At 69.0% G+C, this 21,495-nt stretch carries 18 protein-coding genes and 1 pseudogene; 9 read left to right on the top strand and 10 right to left on the bottom strand.

From position 1 onward, the window contains the following. Nucleotides 1–12 precede the first annotated feature (12 nt). Nucleotides 13–770: pseudogene (locus tag NOCYR_RS11975) on the bottom strand (pirin family protein). A gap of 186 nt (nt 771–956) precedes the next feature. Here NOCYR_RS11975 and NOCYR_RS11970 point away from each other — a divergent pair. Further along, nucleotides 957–1,454 carry a DUF3558 family protein gene (locus tag NOCYR_RS11970; protein WP_014350632.1) on the top strand — a complete coding sequence of 166 codons (498 nt, stop codon included), beginning with the start codon at nt 957–959 and terminating at the stop codon, nt 1,452–1,454. Nucleotides 1,455–1,615: 161 nt separating this feature from the next. Next, a complete protein-coding gene (locus NOCYR_RS11965) occupies nt 1,616–2,836 on the top strand; it encodes a PucR family transcriptional regulator (RefSeq protein ID WP_014350631.1) in 1,221 nt (406 codons plus the stop codon). Between the two features lie 19 nt (nt 2,837–2,855). Here the strand turns inward: NOCYR_RS11965 and NOCYR_RS11960 are convergent, their stop codons facing one another. Then, nucleotides 2,856–3,248, bottom strand: coding sequence for a hypothetical protein (locus NOCYR_RS11960; protein WP_014350630.1), 393 nt, complete (start codon nt 3,246–3,248; stop codon nt 2,856–2,858). Between the two features lie 221 nt (nt 3,249–3,469). Here NOCYR_RS11960 and NOCYR_RS11955 point away from each other — a divergent pair, with 221 nt between their 5' ends. Next, nucleotides 3,470–4,252, top strand: a complete 783-nt coding sequence (locus tag NOCYR_RS11955) for a M50 family metallopeptidase (protein WP_014350629.1) — start codon at nt 3,470–3,472, stop codon at nt 4,250–4,252. Here the strand turns inward: NOCYR_RS11955 and NOCYR_RS11950 are convergent, their stop codons facing one another. Continuing rightward, entirely contained in the window at nt 4,253–5,035 is a 783-nt protein-coding gene (locus NOCYR_RS11950; RefSeq protein WP_014350628.1) for a siderophore-interacting protein, read from the bottom strand. A gap of 150 nt (nt 5,036–5,185) precedes the next feature. Here NOCYR_RS11950 and NOCYR_RS11945 point away from each other — a divergent pair, with 150 nt between their 5' ends. Then, entirely contained in the window at nt 5,186–6,406 is a 1,221-nt protein-coding gene (locus NOCYR_RS11945) for a phthiocerol/phthiodiolone dimycocerosyl transferase family protein (protein ID WP_048833288.1), read from the top strand. On the opposite strand, the gene NOCYR_RS11940 is transcribed toward NOCYR_RS11945, so the two are convergent. Together NOCYR_RS11940 and NOCYR_RS11935 are read right to left on the bottom strand one after the other, a co-directional pair. Beyond that, a complete protein-coding gene (locus NOCYR_RS11940) occupies nt 6,387–7,754 on the bottom strand; it encodes a metallophosphoesterase (RefSeq protein ID WP_014350626.1) in 1,368 nt (455 codons plus the stop codon). The two genes, NOCYR_RS11945 and NOCYR_RS11940, sit on opposite strands and share 20 nt — an antisense overlap. An 81-nt stretch (nt 7,755–7,835) precedes the next feature. After that, nucleotides 7,836–9,941 (bottom strand): AMP-binding protein, encoded by a 2,106-nt coding sequence (locus NOCYR_RS11935; RefSeq protein ID WP_048833287.1) that lies wholly within the window; start codon nt 9,939–9,941, stop codon nt 7,836–7,838. Nucleotides 9,942–10,254: 313 nt separating this feature from the next. On the opposite strand from NOCYR_RS11935, the gene NOCYR_RS11930 reads away from it, so the two are divergent. From NOCYR_RS11930 to NOCYR_RS11915, 4 genes are all read left to right on the top strand, one after another. Continuing rightward, nucleotides 10,255–10,479: a hypothetical protein gene (locus NOCYR_RS11930; RefSeq protein WP_014350624.1), complete on the top strand. Its 225-nt coding sequence runs from the start codon at nt 10,255–10,257 to the stop codon at nt 10,477–10,479. A gap of 56 nt (nt 10,480–10,535) precedes the next feature. Next, on the top strand, nt 10,536–11,456 hold the full coding sequence (locus NOCYR_RS11925; protein ID WP_014350623.1) for an LLM class F420-dependent oxidoreductase: 921 nt from the start codon (nt 10,536–10,538) through the stop codon (nt 11,454–11,456). Between the two features lie 60 nt (nt 11,457–11,516). Beyond that, on the top strand, nt 11,517–12,857 hold the full coding sequence (locus NOCYR_RS11920; protein WP_014350622.1) for an MFS transporter: 1,341 nt from the start codon (nt 11,517–11,519) through the stop codon (nt 12,855–12,857). Nucleotides 12,858–13,041: 184 nt separating this feature from the next. Continuing rightward, nucleotides 13,042–14,193 carry a PQQ-dependent sugar dehydrogenase gene (locus NOCYR_RS11915; protein ID WP_081505584.1) on the top strand — a complete coding sequence of 384 codons (1,152 nt, stop codon included), beginning with the start codon at nt 13,042–13,044 and terminating at the stop codon, nt 14,191–14,193. 38 nt (nt 14,194–14,231) lie between these two features. On the opposite strand, the gene NOCYR_RS11910 is transcribed toward NOCYR_RS11915, so the two are convergent. Together NOCYR_RS11910 and NOCYR_RS11905 are read right to left on the bottom strand one after the other, a co-directional pair. Further along, on the bottom strand, nt 14,232–15,641 hold the full coding sequence (locus tag NOCYR_RS11910) for a three-helix bundle dimerization domain-containing protein (RefSeq protein WP_014350620.1): 1,410 nt from the start codon (nt 15,639–15,641) through the stop codon (nt 14,232–14,234). Nucleotides 15,642–15,770: 129 nt separating this feature from the next. Continuing rightward, nucleotides 15,771–17,327 (bottom strand): phytoene desaturase family protein, encoded by a 1,557-nt coding sequence (locus NOCYR_RS11905; protein ID WP_014350619.1) that lies wholly within the window; start codon nt 17,325–17,327, stop codon nt 15,771–15,773. 207 nt (nt 17,328–17,534) lie between these two features. On the opposite strand from NOCYR_RS11905, the gene NOCYR_RS11900 reads away from it, so the two are divergent. After that, nucleotides 17,535–18,665: a TerD family protein gene (locus tag NOCYR_RS11900; RefSeq protein WP_014350618.1), complete on the top strand. Its 1,131-nt coding sequence runs from the start codon at nt 17,535–17,537 to the stop codon at nt 18,663–18,665. 190 nt (nt 18,666–18,855) lie between these two features. Here NOCYR_RS11900 and NOCYR_RS11895 read toward each other — a convergent pair whose 3' ends face one another. The 3 genes from NOCYR_RS11895 to NOCYR_RS11885 form a co-directional block, all read right to left on the bottom strand. Continuing rightward, on the bottom strand, nt 18,856–19,638 hold the full coding sequence (locus NOCYR_RS11895) for an ESX secretion-associated protein EspG (protein WP_014350617.1): 783 nt from the start codon (nt 19,636–19,638) through the stop codon (nt 18,856–18,858). 92 nt (nt 19,639–19,730) lie between these two features. Next, nucleotides 19,731–20,921, bottom strand: coding sequence for a cation:proton antiporter (locus NOCYR_RS11890; protein WP_086008264.1), 1,191 nt, complete (start codon nt 20,919–20,921; stop codon nt 19,731–19,733). 9 nt (nt 20,922–20,930) lie between these two features. Continuing rightward, complete coding sequence (locus NOCYR_RS11885; protein ID WP_048833284.1) at nt 20,931–21,413, bottom strand: cation:proton antiporter regulatory subunit; 483 nt, start codon at nt 21,411–21,413, stop codon at nt 20,931–20,933. Between the last annotated feature and the right edge of the window lie 82 nt (nt 21,414–21,495).

Here is a 21,495-nt window from a genome sequence, read left to right as displayed (position 1 = left end):
GACGCGTAGCCATCAAGCGATATCGGGCCGCGCGAATTCCGCGTGCATCTCCCAGATCAGTAGCTCGGCGGGCTCGATCGCGGTCACGCGGTGTCCGCCGGTCGCGGTGAGTCGCACGGCGTCGCCGTGGGTGAGCGTGCCGTGGCCTTCGAAATCCACGCAGCCCGCGGCGACGTACACGTGCCCGAACGGGGCGTCGGGGACGCTGATCGAATGGCCGGAATCCAGCCGGGCCACGTGCAGGGCGGCGTGCCGGTTGCCGAGGGTGATGGCGGTCCGGTCGCGGTCGCGTCGCATGCCGGAGGCCACCACGACCAGCGAGTTCCCGGCCAGTTCGGCGTCGACATCCATCTCCTGGTAGCCGGGCGTCGCACCACGCGTATCCGGCGGCACATCTGCACCACCCGCAGCGGTTCGCGCTGCGGCCAGACCGCGCCGTTGCGTTCGGAGTGCCGGATGCCGGTCCCCGCGCTCATGCGCTGGGCCAGGCCCGGGTAGATGAGCCCGGAGTTGCCGAGGGAGTCCTGGTGCACCACCGTGCCCTCGAGCACCCAGGTGATGATCTCCATCTCGCGATGCTCGTGGGTGTCGAAGCCCGCGCCCGCGTCGACGATGTCGTCGTTGTGCACGAGCAGGATCCCGTGCGCATTGGCCTCGAGGTCGAAGTTGCCGGTGGCCGGGAACGATTGCGTGGAGTCGAGCCATTCGTTCCACCAGTGGGCCCGTTCGGCCGAGGGGATCACCCGCACGGCTGGAATCGGCTTGTCCATGGCAGCTCCTTACCGTCGTCAACTGATTCCAATTTCAACTACCTCCGCGATATTCCGCCGGGTTCGTGACCGGCGGCCGCGTGCACGCCGTCGCGGTTGTTGCAAGGTCGATCTCGCGCCACCCGAACCTGTGAACCGGCACAACGGACGTGTGCGCGGCGGTCGGTTCTCGCTAGCATCCGCGCCATGATTCGTCTGGTGGCGGTAGTGATCAGCGCGGGCCTGCTCGCGGCGGGCTGCGGTTCGGAGGAGGCCGAGACGCCGGCGGCGCCGTCCTGGGATCCGTGCACGGTGTCCGATCAGCTGATCATCGACGCCGGTTTCGCCGCCACGTCCAAACGCAAGGACGTGGCCGCCGGTGGCGACGACGCCTGGGCCGGATGCGGGTGGAGCAGCGCCGATGCCGCCGTGCGCATTCAGTTCGCCGACGACACCGATCTCGCGCAACTGCGCGAGGAGCCCGGCATCACCGACGCCACCGACACCACGGTGGCCAACCGCCCCGCGCTGCGCTTCCATACCTCCGGCGGCGACCCCGACACCAGCTGCTCGCTCGCTCTGGGCACCGCGGACGGCGGCGTGGTGCGGATCCGAGTGGACCGCAGCGCCGACCCGGCGGGCGAACCCAGCTGCGCCCGCGTCGAGCACATCACCACTGTTCTCGCGCCCGGCCTACCCGGCTGAGCGCGTCCGCACACCACGAAGGCTTCCCCTGTGATCGCTCACAAACAATGTCGTTCACAGACTCGCGCCCGCCCAATCCACTCGGAAAACTCCCCGGTTGCGGTGACGGGCTGGCTAGCGTATTACCGCACAGTCGCAATCGGGGGGTAGAAGGAGTCACCATGGCCGTCGACAGCGCGATGCGAGCAGCACTCACGGTTTCCGGGCAGCCCATGTCGGCGCCCCTGCAAGATGTTCGCAGCCTATCGCGGCAGATGGTCGGCCATTTCGTGGAGAACGTGGTGCCGTGCGGCACCTTGCCCGGCGACGCCATCTACGGCGATGTCACCACGATCACCCGGGTCTGTCTCGAACTCGCCGTGAGCATGCTCGACGGGCGAGATATCCCGGAGAAGACCCGCAGACTGGAGAACGCCGCGGCGGGCTGGGCGCGCGAGGGCGTGCCGATCGACACCATCCACCACGCCATCCACGAGGGCTTCAAGCTCGGCTTCGACCTGGTGGTGTCGAACGCCTCGGTCACCGACTACTCCAACCTGGTCGACGGCGCCAAGCTCGTGGTGGAGATGCTGGACCGGATGACCTCGGCGATCTCCATGGCCTATGTGCGGGAGCTGCGCGCGGTCGTCAGCGAACACCACACCGCGGTGCACACCCTCACCTCCGCACTGCTGGGCGGGCACAGCACCTCGACCATGGCCCGCGAATGCGGGATCGAGATCGCCGAGTCCTACACCGTGCTGGCGATGGCGATCCCCGCCCACCCCGACGAGGCCGACGCCACCCTGGACGGCAAGGTGGTGGCCCGCCGCAAGCTGCGCCGGGTGCAGGCCGAGCTGGCCACCCGGTGCGGGGAACGGGCGCTGTCACTGCTGAGCGTGGACGGCGGCACCATCCTCATCCCGAGCTCGACCTTCTCCGATGACGAACTCGACGAGCTCGTCGCGCAGTTGTCACGCGCGGCCCAGGTGCCCATCACCGCGGCGGTGGTGGAATCGCCCACCGACAAGATCCCCGGCGCCGCCGACCAGGCCCATGAACTGCTGGACATGGTGCAGCGGCTGCGGTGCGTGCGCGGGCTGTACCGCTTCGACGACATGGCCCTGGAATACCAGCTCACCAGACCCGGGCCGGGCCGGGAGTACCTCGGTTCGCTGCTCGACCCGCTCGACGACCACCCAGAGCTGCTGGAGACCTTGCAGCGCCACATCTCCAACAACCTCAACCGGCAGCGCACCGCCCGGGTGATGCATATCCACACCAACACCATCGATTACCGGCTCAAGCGGATCGCCCAGCTCACCGGCTTCGACCCGACTCAGCCCTCGGGGCTGTGGTACCTGCGTTCGGCGCTGGTGGCGCGCACCTACCGTTCGTCCTGATCGGCGCGCCGCGCCCGCCTCACGCGGGCCCGTACGCCGATCGCAGCTGGGCCACGTACGCGCGCGAGACCGCCGAGGTCAACGTGTCGAGCAGATCGACGATCAGGCATTCGTCGGTACCGCCCACGCCGAAACCGAGCCGTCGCCGGGCCGGATCACCGAGACCGAGCCCGGTCTTGACGCTGTCGTGGATCACATGCTGGATCGCCTCCAGCGGCACCTGCTCCCGGGCGCAGCGCGCGGCGGCCCGCTCCAGCCGGGCCATCACCCGCCGCGACGAGGGATCCGAGTCGTCGAGCAACACCAGCGCCATATCGAGTCCGAGCCCCAGCGCGGTCCCGAAGTCGCTTTCCGCGCGCCGCGCTACCGGGGAGTCCCGCGCCGCCGTTTCGTACGGGACGTCCTCGCTCATCGCATTCCCTCCACCGAACCACCACCGACCCTCCGAACGTATCCCGGTCTATCAAGCCACCCGGCCACATCCCCCGTACTTCGGCAATCCGCCGAATCGGTACGCCACGGAATTGTGAAACGTCCCATTCACACATATCTCGATTCGTGGCGGCGACAGTGTGGCAAACCGGCGGTCCCGGGCGAGCTGCGACGCCGGGCGCCGTCGAATAGGGTGCGGCGGTGGATACAGCCGAATTGGTCGACCGTGGCAGCTCGATCGCGGATCGACTGACGACGACGCAGGCGGCGCCGCCGTCGTGGTTGGTGCTCGGCGCCGCCGCGGTGGCGCTGGTGCTGGTGGGATACGGGCCGCTGTGGCGGCTGACGCGCAATGTGGTGACCATCGCCCATGAAGGCGGGCACGCGCTGGTGGCGCTGCTCACCGGACGCCGGCTCAACAGCATCACCCTGCACTCGGATACCTCCGGGCTCACCGTCTCCAGCGGTAAGCCCTATGGCCTCGGCATGATCTGCACGGCACTGGCGGGCTATCCGGCGCCGGCGTTGCTCGGCCTCGGTTTCGCCGCGCTGCTCGGCGCGAACCGGATCACGCTCATGCTGTGGATCGCGATCGCCGCGCTGGCCGCCATGCTGATCATGGTGCGCAACATCTACGGCGTGATCTCGGTATTCCTCACCGGCGCACTGGTTTTCGGCGTGTCCCGGTTCGGCTCGGACACTTTGCAGGCCGGGTTCGCCTACCTCGCGACCTGGTTGCTGCTGCTGGCGGGGATCCGGCCGGTGATCGAATTGCAGCGCACCCGGTCGGGGCGGCGGTCGGCCGAGCTGACCACCGACGCCGATCAGCTCGCGCGCCTGACCCGGCTGCCCGGGCTGCTGTGGGTGCTGGTGTTCGCCGCGATCAGCCTCGGCGCACTCGTGGTGGGTGCGGGGTTGCTGCTGTCGGCGACGGCGGGCGTCTGCCTGCCGGTGGTGCCGGGCAGCACCTGCCCGGCCGCCTGATCAGGCGTTGTCGCCGGCTTCGGCGGCGGCGAGTTCGCGCTTCCAGACCCGGAAGCTCTCCTCGGTGCGGCCGCGCCGCCAATAGCCGGAGATCGAGGCGAACTCGGCGGGCACGCCGCGTTCCTTACGGATGTAGCGGCGCAGGTTGTGCATCACCGCCTGCGCCTCGCCGTGGATGAACACACCGGCCTGGCCCGGCAACCACGGTGCGTCGCGGACCGCGGCGATGATCGGGGCGTTGTCGCCGGCCCGGTCTTCGCCGACCTCGTGGGCGGCGCCGCCGCGGTGGATCCAGTGCACCTCGAGCTGGGCCTTGGAGTTGAAAGCGATCTCGTCGGCGGCGTCGGCCACCTCGACGAACACCTTGGCGATCGCGCCGTCGGGCAGGGCTTCCACGGCCGCCGAGATGGCGGGCAGCGCCGATTCGTCGCCGGCGAACAGATGCCAGTCGGCGTCCGCGCGAGGCGCGTAGGCGCCGCTCGGACCGAACATCGTGATCTGTTCGCCCACAGTCACATTCGCCGCCCACGGACCGGCGATGCCCTCGTCGCCGTGCACCACGAAGTCGATGGCGATCCGGCGGGCGATCGGGTCGACCGAGCGCACGGTGTAGGTGCGCGCCACCTCGCCGTCGGGACGATCGAAGAGCAGCTTGACGTAGGCGTCGGTGAATTCGTTCGGGGTGAAATCATCGAAGCCGGGGTCGCCGAGATGCACCCGGACGAAATGCGGGCCGATCCGCTCGGTCCCGACCACGGTCAAGGTCGTGCGCTTCCTGGCCATCCAGCCTCCCTCGACGAGTTAGGTTTACCTAACCGAACGATACACGAGCCGTCTTCCGACCCCGACCCGACTGTATCGCGCTGGTGAAATCCGCGGCGGCCCCGCGGTTTTGGGATAGTCTCACAGCAGGTCACCGGGGAAGGCATTGATATGACCGCTGCCACTGTTTTGCGTCCGCTGGCGCCGAGTGAGCAAATTTTCGCATTCGCGGAGGTTTTCGTCGGATATTCGGCGCGGGTGTCGGGACGGCTGGATCCGGGTGCATTGGCGGTGGCCTTCGAGGCGGCGCTGCGGGCGCATCCGATGCTCGGCGCGCGGCTGGCTCCGGTCGACGACCTCGGTCACGTCCTGCTCGCACCCGACGGTGACGCACCCGCGATGACCGTGGTCGACGGCGTCCCCGAGCAGCTGCTGACCGGCGCGGATCCGGATCAGCGCCGGGCGGCGTGCGCTTTGTGCGTGGTCCGCGACGGCGCGACGGCGAGCGTCACCCTGCTGACCCACCACAGCATTGCCGACGCCGTGCATTCGCTGTCGATCTTCGCCGAGCTGTGGCGCTGCTACCGGGAGGCCGCGGCGGGCCGGGTGCCGGTGCTGCCGGAGCGGCCGTATCCGGCGTCGGTGGAGGGGCTGCTGGCCGCGCGCGGGATCGTCAAACGCCCGGTATCGGGCGCTGTGCGCACACCGGCGCCCTCGGTCCCGACCTCCGCGGCCGACGACCCCTACCCGGCGCTGATCACCACCCGGTGCCGGCTCAGCAAGGCCGCCACGGCCGCGTTGATCGATCTGGGCCATCGCACCGGCGTCACCGTGCACGGGCTGGTGTCGGCGGCGCTGCTGCTCACCGAGGCCGCCACGCGCGGGGTGCCGGTCGATCGGCTGCACTACGCCTATTCGGTCGATCTGCGGCGGCGGCTGCGTCCGCCGGTGGCGCCGACCGAGGCCACCAATGTCCTCGGCTACACCTCCTACCGCGCCGGCCCCGGCACCGAGCCCAGCCTGGTGGGGCTGGCCCGGGGGATCTGCGGCGCGCTGCGGGCGGGCCTCGATTCCGGGTTCATCCAGCAGACGCCATTGCAGATCCCCGAGATGCCCGCCACGCCACACGGGACGGTGATCGCCACCAACTGGGGCCGGATTCCGCCGCTGGTCACCCCGGATGGCCTGCGCGTCATCGACTTTCGTTCCACCATGATCGCCAAACGCGACCGCACCGGGCGGCGGCTTCCGCAACCGGGCGGTGGCACCACCATCATCAGCACCTTCGACGATCAACTCAGCGTCGAGGTCCATCACCCGCCGCCGTTCCGCGACGAACAGCTGCCGCGGCTGGCCGGGATCGGCGCGCTGCTCAACGCGGCGACGGAGTGATCCGGTCCCGGACGGTGCGCAGTTCGAGCACGGTGATGTCCGACGGGGCGGCGACCCGCACGGGCGGGCCCCAGGCGCCGGCGCCGCGGGTGACGTAGAGCTGGGTGTCGCCGTAGCGTTCCAAACCGGCGAGCGTCGGATTGGCCAGGTCGGCGATCAGGTTGCCCGGGAAGAGCTGGCCGCCGTGGGTGTGGCCGGACAGTTGCAGATCCACGCCATGATCGACGGCGTCGTGGATGATGACCGGCTGATGCGCCAGCAGCACGCAGGCCCGCGACGGGTCCCGGCCGGCCAGCGCGGCCGCGACATCCGGGCCGCGTCCTTCGGCCTCGCCTTCGAGGTCGTCCACGCCCGCCAGATCGAAGCCCGGTAGCTCGACCCGGCTGTTCATCAGCACCCGCATGCCGAGCTCTTGGACGTGTTCGACCCATTCGTCGGCGCCGGAGTAGTACTCGTGATTGCCGGTGACGTAATAGGTGCCCAGACGGGCGCGCAGGTCGGCCAGCGGCGCGACCGTCGAGCGCAGGTCGGCGACCCGACCGTCGACCAGATCACCGGCGACCGCGATGAGATCCGGGTCGGTGCCGTTGACGGCGTCGACCACCCGCCGGGTGAACGAACGGCCCAGCGCCGGACCCACATGCAGATCGCTGACCAGGGTGATCCGGAACCCGTCGGCTTCCGGCGGCAGCTTGGGCAGCAGCACCGTCATGCGTTTCACGGCGGGACCGCTGAGCACGTTGGTGGTGCCGAGCGCGACCGTGCCGACCGCGGCCGCGACCACCGCGCCCCCAAGGATCCGCGAGACGAACAACCGCCGTGACACGGGCTCGGTCGCCGCGACGATGGCGGTCTCGGTCGGGGTTGCCACTGGATCGGGCCGCGAGCTGGTCCCGCCCACCGAATCCGGGGAACCGGGTTCGGCCGCACGCTGCCGCGATTCAGCGACCGCCGGCTCAGGCGAGTTCGGTTCGGTCGAGACCTGCGGCGACCCGGCACCGCCCGACGCCTCCCCACCGTCCCCGCGCACCCCGTCGTACCAGCGCATCACCAGCGGCCGCAGCAGCTCCCCCACCAGCGCACCGATCAGCAGATAGATCACCAGCGCGGCCCACAGGAATCCCGGCCACGACACGAGTCTGACGAAACCCATCGGCGCGCGGGCGAATTGCGCGACGAGCGCCGCGACCATCAGCACCGCACCGACCACGATCACACCGGTTCCGAGCCACCAGCCCACCGAGCCCGGCCGGGTGGTATCGCGGACCAGCCGCCGCCACAGATACCAGTGCAACGCACCGAGCACCGTCAGCGCGAGCAGACCCATGAGAACCGAGACGACGATCACTGGCGCCTTTCCAACATGCCGGGCATTCGCGTAGACGAACCTACGCGATGGCGCCGGATTGCCGAAGCGGCACCTACCGCGCTACATGGGGCCGGGCAAGGCCAGTCCGCCGATCGCGGGTGGCCGTCCGGGGCCGCCGGCGTCGGTGAGCAGGCGCTTGAGGATTTTGCCGGTCTCCCCGCGCGGCAGCGCGTTCAGGAAGGTGACGTCGCGCGGCACCGAGAAGCGGCTGAGCCGATGCCGGATATAGGTGCGGATCATGTCCGGGTCCAGCCCGGCGCCTTCGCGTTTGACCACGAAAGCCGCCAGCCGCTGGCCGAATTCGTCGTCCGGGACGCCGACCACGGCCACCTCGCTGATCTGCGGCAGATGCGACAGCGCCTCCTCCACCGGGCGCGGGAAGACGTTCTCGCCGCCGGAGATGATCATCTCGTCGTCGCGGCCGGCGATGAACAGCCGGCCCGCCACATCGAAATAGCCCAGGTCGCCGGTGTCGAGCATGCCCTCCGCTTCATCGGGTGGTGCCGCGTTGACGTACCCGTCGAACAGCATGTGGTTGCCGACGAAGATGCGTCCGGCGGCCCCGATGGGCACTGGTTTGCGGTCCTCCCCCAGCACCGCGACCTTGGTGCCCAGCGGCGGGCGGCCGGCGGTGGTCGGTGAGGTGCGCAGGTCTTCGGGGGTCGCCACCGACGCCCAGCTGACCTCGGTGGATCCGTAGACGTTGTAGAGGATGTCGCCGTAGATGTCCATGAACCGCAGCACGGTGGCCCCGGCCAGCGGTGCACCGCAGCTCACCACGTGGCGCAGGCTGGAGGTGTCGTAGCGGGAGCGCACCTGCACCGGCAGGTCCATGATGCGTTTGACCATGGTCGGCACCACGATCAGGGTGACGACACGATGTTCTTCGATGCGGCGCAGGCAATCCTCGGCGTCGAACTTCTCCGGCAGCACGACTGTGGACCGCAGAGCGGTGCTCAACTGCAGCCCCGCCAGGCCCCAGGTGTGGAACAGCGGCGCCGGGATGAGCATGGCCTCGTCCATACCCAGCGGGATCCGCGACAGCAGTGCCGCGATGGTGCCGAAGCCCTTCGGGTGTGGACGGCGCGCACCCTTGGGACGGCCGCTGGTCCCGGAGGTGAGCACGATCAACCGGCCGGGTTGGCTCGGGCGACGGAACTCGTACTGCCCCATGGCGATCAGCTCGTCGATGGTGGTGCGATCGGGCACCGGCGGTCTGCCGTCGGTGTTGTAGCGGGGGACGTCGGTGTGCAGGTAGCGGACCAATTCTTCGAGTTCGCCGTCGACGAACAAGGCCGAGAGCCGATGCCGCTGCACGATCTCCTCGATGCGCCGCCCCGATAGGCCCGAATTGAGCAGGGCCACATCGACGCCGAGCTTGCCCGCGGCGACCATGGTTTCCACCATGCCCGCGTGGTTGTTCGACAGCAGCCCGATGGCGTCGCCGGAGGTGAGTCCGAGCGATCCCATGGCGCCGGCCAGGGCATTGGTGCGTTCGTGCATCTCGGCGAAGGTGCGGGTGCCGCGATCGTCGGCCACGGCGATGCGGCCGGGCGAATGGTCCGCGCCCGCGGCGTAGCCGCCCGCCAGGTTGAATCCCCATTTGCTCAGCGACCGAAGCTGTTTCACGGCCACGTCCGGTCGCCCGGTGTTGACCACGCCGGTGGTCATGACCTGGCGCAGCACACCGACCTGACGGCGGACCGGCGCGTTCTCCCCGTTGACGACGACGGAGGTGCGCGCGCCGCGCACGAGGTCTTCGATGCGGCGCAGCCCGGCCTCGGTCCATGCGGTGATCGCGCCGTTGGACAGCTTCGCCAGGCGCGGATGCATCCGGCCCGGGCTGAAGTAGGTCACGCAGACCCGGGTGCGCTCGCCCTCGCCGCTCAACCGGACCGAGGCGAAACTGCCCTGCATCGGGCTGTGCAGTTCCATGCTCTCGTACCAGCGGCCGATCGTCACCCGGATCTGATGGATGCGAATGCCGGTGTCGGGGGTGCCGACTCGCATCTCCAGCAGCGGGTTGCGATCGGGCACATCCAGCCGTTCGGCGGCGCCGATGCCGGCGAACACCCGGGGATAAGTTTGCGCGTCGAGCAGCAGATCCCATACGGCTGCCCGGCTTGCCGCTAATTCAGCGACCACATCGATGACGTCGGTAACCAACTGCGTACATCTTCTCGTCGGCCCGCAACGAACAACTCGGGTCGGCGGGTAGCTACTGTGTAACGTCAGTCACAATACAGCGGGGTTGTGGTTCCCACCACCACCTTTCGGCGCCACCGCAGCCGCCGGAAAGTACCCCGGAATCCTGTTGCCCGAAGTTCACCACGGCTTTTGCGCCGATCCCCGATCGCGCACTTGGCCGTTCCCCCAAACCCGCCCGACCAGCCCTATGACAACTCCCAACCGAATCCGGTGTGACCTCAGACACATTTTCGGCACACTGGACGGTGCCACCCTCGACAAAGGAGACCCGATGACGAAACCCGATCGCCGCGTGGCGATCACCCACACCGAGGAGATCCTCAACTACTTCGGCAAATGCGGCGCCTGCGGTTATCCCGCCCGTGCAGCGACCACCAAGCACATTTTCGACAACGGCGACGAAGAGACCTGGGTGACGGCCACCTGTTCGCTGCCGTGCGGCTGGGCCGATCGAGTCCGGCCCACCACCATGACCGCCGGTCAACGCCGCGGCTGAGTGCCCGGCGCGGTGCCGGCCGCGCCCGCGGTCCCGGTGTGCGGCACGATGACGATATGGAACTGCGTATCTTCACCGAGCCGCAACAGGGCGCCGACTACGACACGCTCCTGAAGGTCGCCAAGGCCGCCGAAGACCTCGGCTACGGGGCGTTCTTCCGATCCGATCACTATCTCGCGATGGGCGATGCCAGCGGTTTGCCAGGACCGACCGATGCCTGGATCACCCTCGCGGGGCTGGCCAGGGAGACCGAGCGCATCCGGCTCGGCACCCTGGTCACCGCCGCGACCTTCCGGCTACCGGGACCGCTGGCCATTCAGGTCGCCCAGGTCGACCAGATGTCGGGTGGCCGCGTCGAGTTCGGCCTCGGCACCGGGTGGTTCGCCGAAGAGCATGCCGCCTACGGCATTCCGTTCCCCGGCGACAAGTTCGCGCGATTCGAAGAGCAGCTCGCCATCATCACCGGACTGTGGGAGACCAAGCTGGGCGATACCTTCAGCTTCGACGGCGCCCACTATCAGCTCACCGATTCGCCCGCGCTGCCCAAGCCGGTGCAGGGTCCGGTGCCGGTGCTGATCGGCGGCAAGGGCGCGCGCCGCACGCCTCGCCTGGCGGCGCGCTATGCCTCCGAGTTCAATGTGCCGTTTTCCTCACTCGACGAGACCGCCACCCAGTTCGATCGCGTCCGCGCCGCGGTGGCCGAGCGCTGCCGCCCGGCCGACGACATGATCTATTCGAGTGCGCTGGTAGCGTGCGTCGGCAGCAGCGACGCCGAGGTCGCGCGCCGGGCCGACGCGATCGGCCGCGAGGTGGACGAGCTGAAGGCCAACGGCCTGGCGGGCTCCCCCGCCGAAGTGGTCGACAAGATCGGCCGCTACGCCGAGATCGGCGCCCAGCGAATCTACCTGCAGATCCTGGACCTGCGCGATCTCGACCACCTCGAGCTCATCGCCCAGCAGGTCGGTGCTCAGCTCTGAGCCTCGCCCCGGCCTCACCAGATGAGACGCGGCCGCGCGCCGCAGGCTGAACGGATAGTAGTGACCGCTGGACCCTCCGGATCGACCCTCGCGCCGACCCACCGCAAGGTCGCCACGGCGACGCTGGTGGGCACCACCCTCGAGTGGTACGACTTCATGCTCTACGGCACGGCGTCGGCGCTCATCTTCGGCAAGCAATTCTTCCCGTCGATGAGCCCGGCGGCCGGGACCCTGGCGGCGTTCACCACCTTCGCGGTCGGCTTCGGTGCGCGGCCACTGGGCGGGCTGCTGTTCGGGCATTTCGGCGACCGGATCGGCAGACGCGCCACGCTGGTGGTCTCGCTGATCCTGATGGGCGTGAGCTCGACGCTGATCGGGGTGCTGCCGAATTACGACAGCATCGGGTTCTGGGCTCCGGTGCTGCTGGTGGTGCTGCGGCTGATCCAGGGCGTCGGGCTCGGCGGTGAGGGCGCGGGCGCGGTGGTGTTCTCCATGGAGCACGCGCCCGGCGGGCGGCTCAACCGGTATGCGAGTTTCCCGCAGATGGGCACACCGGCCGGGCTCATCCTCGCCAACGCGGTCTTCCTCGGTACCAGCGCGCTGCTGCCCGAGGACGCCTTTCTCTCTTGGGGCTGGCGGATTCCATTCCTGCTGAGCGTGCTGCTGGTGGTGGTCGGGCTCGCGGTGCGGCTCACCATCACCGAGTCGGCGCAGTACGCGGACCTGGTGCGGCGCGGTGAGGTGGTCACGTTCCCGCTGCGGGACGCGCTGCGGGTCGGTCCGGTGCGGCTGCTGCTGATCCTCGGCGCCGCCATCGCGACCTCGGCGGTGGTCTACATCTTCATGGTCTTCACGCTGACCTATGGCACGAAGTCACTGGACTTCAGCCGCGACTTCCTGCTGCTCGGGGTGATCGTGGCGTCGGTGCTGTGGTGTCTGACCATGCCGCTGTGGGGTGCGCTGGCCGATCGCGTCGGTACCGCGTGGGTGTTTCTCGCGGGGACGGCCGCGTTGCTGATCTGGTCGGCGGTGTACTTCCCGCTGCTGAACACCGGCAATGGAGCGGTGGTGTACGTGGCGCTGTTGGGTATGGGCCTGGCGTTGCCGGTCAGTCACAGCGTGGGCGGCATCATCGTGGCCGAACTTTTTCCGCCGGCCGTCCGCTACTCCGGTACCTCGCTGATCGTGCAGGTGTCGGTGATCCTCGGCGGCGGGTTGGCTCCGCTGATCGCGACCGCACTGTGGACCGCCGGGTCGTCGTCGCCGGCGGTCAGTGTGTACGCCGTCGGCATCTGTGCGCTGAGTCTGATCTGCACGTATGTGCTGTTCTGGGTGGTGCCCGGGATGCGGTCCGGCACGATGGTCGAGGTCGTCGAGGATCGGCAGATCGTGCATAACTGACGTCGGTTCCGCATCGCTCGAGAGCTAGCGGAGTCCATCGGCCCGAGTTATGCGGCGCCCGTGGACGCACGCACCGCGCGCAGCAGTCCGGAGACCCCGTGACGACGCCGCCTCGCCGGTGATCGATTGTCGGCGCGGCGGCAGGCACGATCGAGGGGACGGCTACCCCCGGAGGTCAGTGATCATGCGCGTACGCCAGGAGTCCGGTCTCATCCCGACCGCAAGATCATCTCGCCGTGCGAGAGCGACGTGCGGTGCGGCCGCCCTGCTACTCGTCTTCGGCCTGGCCGCATGTGGCGACGAATCCGCCGATCCGCCGGAGACCCCACCACCGCCGCTCGCATCCACGACCGAGGTGAGCCGACCGGCCGGTGCGCCGGATCTGGCCGCGGGCGAGGAGGTGGTGCGCGGGATCGAGACGCCATGGGGCCTGGATTTCCTGCCCGATGGCGCCGCGCTGGTCTCCGAACGCGACACCGGACGGATCCTGCGGGTCGTGCCGGGCCGACCCGCCGAACAGGTGTACGAGGTGCCGGGGGTCGTCGCGGGCGGTGAGGGTGGGCTGCTCGGGATCGCGATATCGCCGCGATACGCCGAGGACGGCTACGTGTACGCCTACTTCACCGCTGAGTCCGACAACCGCATCGTCCGGTTCCGCCTCGGCCAACCGCCGCAGGTCGTGTTCGACGGAATCGCCAAGGCGGGCAACCACAATGGCGGCCGGATCGCCTTCGGTCCGGACGGGATGCTGTACGTGGACACCGGCGACGCGGGCAGGCGCGACACCTCACAAGACCCCGACAGCCCGAACGGGAAGATCCTGCGCCTCACACCGGAGGGCGCCCCGGCCCCCGGCAATCCACGCCCCGACTCCCCCGTCTACTCCCTCGGCCACCGCAATGTTCAAGGCCTGGCGTGGGATTCGACGGGACGGCTGTTCGCCGCCGAGTTCGGGCAGAACGACGTCGACGAGATCAACCTCATCGAACCCGGCCGCAACTACGGCTGGCCCGAGGTCGAAGGGACCGGCGGCACCGACCGCGGGTTCACCGACCCGCTGGTGACCTGGTCCACCGACGAAGCCTCACCCTCCGGGATCGCCATCGCCGCGAACACGCTCTACGCGGCGGCATTGCGGGGCGAGCGGCTGTGGACCGTTCCTCTCACCGACACCGGCACGGGCCCGCCTGCCGATCACTTTCGCGACGGCTACGGCCGCCTGCGCACGGTGATGGTGGCACCCGACGGCGCGCTGTGGCTCACCACGTCCAATACCGATGGACGTGGTGATATCCGGGCCGGCGACGACCGGATCGTGCGGTTCCCGGCGCGGTGAGCGCACCGGAACCCTTGTGACAGCACCGCACCCGATGGTCAGTTGTAGGAGTTCGCCACACCGTTGAGCAGGTTCTCCAGCGTTTCGTAGGCCGGGATGTCGACCACGTCGATGAGATCGCGCGCGACCGGCACATCGTGCGCCACGGTGACGGCGTCGAACTTCGCGGCATCGCCGGTGCGGAAACCGTGCTCGGCGGCGAGGGCCTGCAGCTCAGGGTCGGTGGACAGCAGCTGCCCGACCCGGTCGCCGTCGTCGTTCAGCGGCACCAGGGCGTGCCGGGACAGCACGGTGGGCGAGGGATACAGCAGCTTCATCTCCGGTTTGATCTTTCCCTCGACCGCCGCCGCCACGTACTGCGCCTCATACGCCCACACCATCGGTGCCGGGCCCATGCCCGCGGCCAGGTACTCACCGAACGGGCCTTCCGAGGAATTCTCGGTGTAGCCCTGGGCGAGGAACAGGCGCGAAAGCAACGGCAGCACATGCGCTTCGGCCGCGCTGCCGCGCACGACCGCATTCCCGTTGGCGACATAGCTGGCCACCGCCAGGTACATGGCGGCGGAGTTGGAGCTGCGCGGATCGGTGGTGGAGACCAGCACGTTCTTGCGCACCGGGTAGCTGGTGTTGCCCTCGATCTGGTCCCACTGCACGCCGCGGGCAACCATGTCCAGGTATGCGGACATGTCGAAAGTCGATACCGTGCCTGCCGTGACGACGCCCGCGCGGATGAGCAGATCGACGATCGGCTGGAAGGTCGCGATCACCATCGGCGAGGAAAACGGCGTGTACTGCCTGCTCACTCCGGCTTCGCGCTGAATACGTTCCGCCGCAGGAAGACTCGACGGAAACGCGAAATCCAGATTATCGAGTTCCACCGAGGTGGCGATCTGGCGGGAACCGGCCGGACGCACATCGACATCGATACCGTGTTTCGCCAGCGCGTCCACCACGCGCGGATCGTCGAAGAACGCCATCTTCTCCGAGCCGACGACGCCCTCGACCACCGTGAGCGGTGCGCCGGCAGCGGCGGCCGGAGCCGGTTCGGAATCGCGCACGGCGGCCACCGCGACCGCGGCCACCACCAGCACGCCGACGGCCCCGAGGACCGGAATCAGCCGCCCGCGCGAGCGCAGCGCCGCCAGCAAGGTTTCCGGCAGATGACGAGCATCGGAATTCGAATCGACAATTTCGTTAGCAGAATTCTCCGGTGCCGTCTCGATTCGCGTGACGACTTTTTCTACGACCGGTTCCGGGTCGAGTTCGCGGCGCACGATCCGCTCCACAAGAATGGGAACGAAATCACGGATGGGCAGTCCGTCGAATCGTTGGTGCGCATTCTGCACCGCACTGCCGACCTGCTCCGGTGTCGCCTCGGGCAGGCTGTCGACCAGGCGATTCTCCAAGTCCCGTATCGCTTTTTCCTCACGGACGGTATCGAGCTCCACCTGTTCTCCTCGGCGCCGGATCAACGGAACGGACGGCATCGGCGCCGCCCCGGGCGTCAACCCTACCGCCATATTCGCGCGCCCGATACTCGGGTCGAAATAATAGGAACAACGTGCGACTTATGCGAATTATCTTCCGCCGCTGGTGGCTTCCAGCACAGCCATCGCGGCATTGTGACCGGGAATACCGCTGACCCCGCCGCCGCGCACCGCGCCGGCACCGCAGATCAGCACATTCGGATGCCCGGTGGCCACACCCCACCGGGCGGCCGGATCGTCGCGGGGATCGCCGTCGGGCCGGTACGGGAAGGCGAGATCGCGATGGAAGATGTGGCCGCGCGGCAGACCGACCTCGGCCTCGAGATCCAGCGGGGACTTCGCTTCGAGGCAGGGTTGGCCGTCGGCATCGGTGGCCAGGCAGTCGCGGAGGGGTTCGGCGAACACCTCGTCCAGCTGCGTCAGTGTCGCGGCGACCAGCTCGTCCTTCGCCGATGGATTGCCCTCGAACAGCCGTGCGGGAGCATGCAATCCGAAGAGCGTCAGCGTGTGCAGGCCCGCGGACTCGGCGCCGAGGATGGTGGGGTCGGTGAGGGTGTGGCAGTAGATCTCGGCGGGCGGAGCAGCCGGAATCCGGCCGGCCGCCGCTTCGGTGTAGGCGTGCTCGAGCTGCGAATACGATTCGGCCACATGGCATGTCCCGGCGAACGCGTCGCGGGGGTCGACCGCCGGATCGCGCAGGCGCGGAAGCCGGTGCAACACCATATTGATCTTCAACTGCGCGCCCTCGGGTGCCTCCTCGGCCGGTTCACCCAGCAGCCGGGCCAGTTCGGTGGGAGCAGCGTTGACCAGGACATGCCGTGCGCCCACCGCGCCGCCGGCCCAGCGGACCTCGGCGCGGACGTCATCGGTCTCGATGGCGGTGACGCGGCAACCGGTGCGCAGCTGCGCGCCCGCCGATCGCGCGGCGGTGGCCAATGCCGTGGTGAGCGCGCCCATTCCGCCGATCGGCACATCCCAGTCGCCGGTGCCGCCGCCGATCACGTGGTAGAGGAAGCAGCGGTTCGGCAGGAGGGCCGAGTCGTGGGCGTGGGTGAAGGTGCCGATCAACGCGTCGGTGAACACCACCCCGCGCACAGTGTCGTCGGCGAACCAGGCCTCGATCGTTTCGCCGAGCGGGCGCTCGAAGATCGCCTCCCAGGTGCTGGAATCCCCCACCGCGTGTTGCAATTCCGTCCGGGTGGGCAGGGGCCTGGTCAGGGTCGGGAAGACGCGGCGGGCGAGCGTGCCGGTCATTGCGGAGAACCGCTGCCACGCCAGGAATTCCCCATCGGACCCGGTCAGGCGGGCGAAGCTGTCCCTGGTGCGTGATTCGTCGCCGGTATCGACCAGCAGCCCGGAATCGCCGACGGGCGTGTAGGAGGAGATGCGCCGCCGTCTGGTCTCGAACCGCAGGCCCAGATCGGTGACGATCTGGCGAGGCAGCAGGCTCACCAGGTACGAGTACCGCGACAACCGCACATCGACGCCGGGAAAGATCCGCGCCGACACCGCCGCACCACCCAGCTCCGAGCCCTGTTCCAGCACCAGCACCGAACGGCCCGCCCGGGCCAGATACGCGGCGGCGACCAGCCCGTTGTGGCCACCGCCGACGATCACCACGTCGTAGTCCGCGCGCGTCGAGGTCATGGTCCCTCGATAGCACGGATCCGATGACACCGGAAGCTGCCCCGCGGGATGTGCGCCCGGCGATTGCACCGAATCGGCCGCCGCGAAATACCTGGCACCTACAGTGGGACCGTCGGCCCGAACCGGTCCGATCGGCACCAGGTGCACACTCGCGCGGAATGCGTTGGCGCACCGCCTGTGTGCCGGCACTCGACGAAGGGGATGCGCGTGACCGAAGGGCTGCGTCAGCAACACATCATGCCGATCAGCGCGGAGAGCCTGGTGATCACCGCGCGTTCGGCATTGCCCGCCCATCTCGCGGCGATTCTGCTGGGCCCCGACGGCGCCATCCACGACGAGACCGACTTCGTCTTCGGCACTCAATCCGAGGCGCGGGGTCTGCGGCTGGCCGGCCCCGGGATGGCGCCGGCGCCCACACTGCACGTCGAGCTGTCCTCGATCCCGCACGCCGCGACCACCGTCCGGGTCGTGCTGGCGCTGGACAATCCGCACCGCACGTTCGCCGAAGCGGACGCGCCCGTGGTCGAGGTGGCCGACAGCCGGGGCGGGGAGACCTATCGCATCAGCCTCGCGGGGTTGGACGCGTCGTCGGCGGTCGTGGCGGTCGATATCGAACGCAGCGGCGCGGGCTGGGGCATCACCGTCGTCGGGCGCGGCCATGCCGGTGGGTTCGCGGCCGTGCTGGCCGACAGCCACGTCCAGGTGGGTTCGCGGCCGGCTCGGCGTGAGCAGGTGGACGCCACCGTGCTGTCCGAAGGCCGGGCGCTCAGCCTGGTGCCGGGCCAGGTCGTGCGGCTGCGCACCGGCTCGGGACCGACGCTCGATATGGTGCGCCTCGGTCTGGGCTGGGATCCGGTGCCGGGTCACAAACTGGCCGGTGGTGCGGCGACACCCGCCGATCTGGATGCCGCCGCGCTGCTGTTCGACCACAACCATCACCTGCTCGACGTCGTCTACTTCGCCCAGCTCAGTTCCAACGACGGCTCGGTGCGGCACCTGGGCGACAGCATGACCGGCGAGGGCGGCGGCGAGAACGAGGTCATCACCGTCGACCTGTCCCGGATCCACCCGCAGGTGGCGACGGTGATCCTGGTGGTCACCAGCTACCACGGCCACAGCTTCGACAGCATCGCCAACGCGTTCTGCCGCCTGGTCGACGCGAGCACCGGCGCCGAACTCGCCCACCTGGACCTGCACGGCGGCGGCCCGCACACCGGCATGGTGATGGCCAAGCTGTACCTGGCCGCCACCGGCTGGAAAATGCAGGCCATCGGCGAACCCGTCTACGCCACCCACCCCGGCGAAGCCGTGCACCAGCTCACCCACCACCTCGCCTGACCGGTTGGACCGCGATCCGGTTCCGGCGCGTCAGCCTCCGAGGGCGGTGCGACCCACCGGCACAACCACACCGAGACCGCCACCTTCTGAAATACGGCCGCGAAGGACCTCGACAGCGAGGGGATGACACCGCGCTGGGCCGGTCGAACACTGCGCGAGCCGACACCACCATCCTCGCGCCGAACGCCGATCACCGGTGCACGCGCAGGTATTCCTCGTGCTCGCGGTCCTCGCGGTAGAAGCGGCGGGTGAGGCCGGCCAGGCGGGTGATCTCGTTGGTGAGGGCGGTGGGGCCCGCGGGTTTGGCGATGATGGGGTCGCCGGTGCGGACGTAGTAGCGGCCGTCCTCGTAGTCCATCCACCAGAAGCTGCGGCCGAAGGCGGGGCGGGCGTCGACGGCGGGGCCGGGGAAGATCATGATCTCGCCGAGTGAGCGGCGGCGGCGTTTGAAGACCCGATCCAGCTGCTGGGTGAGGCTGAGTTCGTCGACCCTGCGGACGTAGCGGGAACGGTCGGCGCTGAGGTCGGCGCGGCGCACTTCCACGGCCGGGCGGGTGCCCGCGGGTGCGGGCGGTAAGGCGGCCACGGCCTGCGCCGGAACCTGGTCGGCCGCGCAATTGGTGACGATCACGTCGCCGCCGATATCGGCCGCGGTCCCCGGCAGCTGCACCAGCGTGGCGCCGGCGGACCCGCGCATCGCGCCGTGAAAACGGTAGGTACGGGCCATATCCCGGCCGCCGTACCCTTTGACCTCGATGCGGACCTCGGGCTCACGCAGGATCGTGAGCACATCCACCAGTTCGACCGAGTAGTACTTCTCCAGCAGGACGTCGACGGCGGCTTCGCGTTGCCTGCGCAGGTCCTCGAAATCATCGGCGACCGGACGATAACGCAGCGGGTACGGCAGCCGGTCGTGGCCGTACGCGGACCAGAGGATCTGGAACTCCAGGCCGGTGAACCGCCAGGTAGCCAATTGCTCACCTCCCCAGCTGGACTTCAGGGCACCCTACCGCCCGGTTCCGGGCGCGGCAACACGCACGCGTGGCCGCTGCCCGGGCGGGCGGCTCATTCCTCGACCGGGTCCGGTGCGGGCTTGGGGCGGCGCGTGATCAGCGCCACCACCGGTTCCACCACGCGTGCGGCCACCGGCCCGAGCACCGCCATCAACAGCACATAGGTGGTGGCCAGCGCGGCGAATCCGTCGGGCACCGCACCGGCGGCGACCGCCAGTCCCGCGATGACGATGGAGAATTCGCCGTGCGCGACCAGAGCGGCCCCCGCGCGAGCCCGGCCGAGTTCGGTGGCGCCGGAACGACCGGCCGCCCACCAACCGGTGGCGATCTTGGTGGCGGTGGTGACCACCGCCAGCAGCACCGCCCAGCCCAGCACCGGCGGAATGCTGGCCGGATCGGTACTGAGCCCGAACAGCACGAAGAACATCGCCGCGAACAGATCGCGCAGCGGTTCCAGGATCTTGGTGGCATTGTGCGCGGTGGAGTCGGAGATCGCGATGCCGAGCAGGAACGCGCCGACCGCCGCCGACACCTGCACCGCCGAGGCGACCCCGGCCACCAGCAGCGCCGCGCCGAGCAGCTTGAGCAGGAAGATCTCTCGATCGTCGCTGGCCACCACCGCGGACACGTACTTGCCGTAGCGCAGGGCGACGACGAGCACCACCGTGATGGCGATCAACGCGATGCCGAGGGTTTGCAGGCCCGCGACGAATCCGACGCCCGCGAGCACCGCCGTCAGCACCGGCAGGTAGCCGGCCATGGCCAGATCCTCGAACACCAGGATCGACAGCACCACCGGCGTTTCCCGGTTACCCAGGCGCCCCAGATCGTTGAGCACCTTGGCGACGATGCCCGACGACGAGATGTAGGTGACTCCGGCCATGGCGATGGCGCCGGTCGCCCCGAGGTCGAGCAGCAGTGCCACGATCACGCCGGGCGTCGCGTTCAACGCGATATCGAGCAGACCGGCGGGCCAGGATCTTCGCATCCCGGTGACGAGTTCGGCGGCGCTGTACTCGAGACCGAGCAGCAGCAACAGCAACACCACACCGATTTCGCTTGCCAGGTGGATGAATTCGTCCACCTCGTGCAGTTCGACGACGCCGCCGTCACCGAAGACCAGACCACCGAGCAGGTACAGCGGAATCGGCGACATGCCGATCTTGGCCGCGATCCGGCCGAGCACTCCCAGCCCGAAGAACACCGCCCCCAGCTGGATCAAGGCCAGCGCGGTTGGACTTATCTGCACCGCTCAGCCGTCGGTCAGGATCCGGGCGGCGGCGTCGAGCCCCTCGCCGGTACCGACTACGACCAGCAGATCTCCCGCGGTGAACGCGAAATCCGGGCCCGGGGAGGCGATCACCTGACCGGCCCGCATCACCGCGACGATGGATGAGGTGGTCCTGGTGCGCATTCCGGTCTCACCGAGCGTGCGCCCATCGTAGGGCGAACCTTCCAGGATCGGCAGCTGACGGGTGTTGACCCCGTCCATATCGCGGTGTTCCTCGCGCAGCTGGGCGACCAGCTGCGGTGCGCCGAGCAGATTGGCCAGCACCCCGGCCTCGGCCGCGCTCAACGGGATCTGCACCGTGGTATCGGGATCGCCGGCCTTGGTGAAGATCAGGTCGATACTGCCGTCCTTGTGGTCGATCACACCGATGCGGCGACGGGCACCCGTCAGCTGAAAATCTTTGCGCACACCGATTCCCGGCAGCGGGGTCACATCCACGTTCACACCCTCAACCCTAACGGGCGTGGTCGTCGCGGTGCCGGGTCCGCTCGGGCACCGTCGCCGCCGCGACCACGAACGACCTGAC

This window comes from Nocardia cyriacigeorgica GUH-2 (assembly GCF_000284035.1).
GTDB classification, from domain to species: Bacteria; Actinomycetota; Actinomycetes; order Mycobacteriales; family Mycobacteriaceae; genus Nocardia; species Nocardia cyriacigeorgica_B.
The sequence above is the reverse complement of the archived record's forward strand: the minus strand, read 5'-3'. Positions and strand labels throughout refer to the sequence as shown.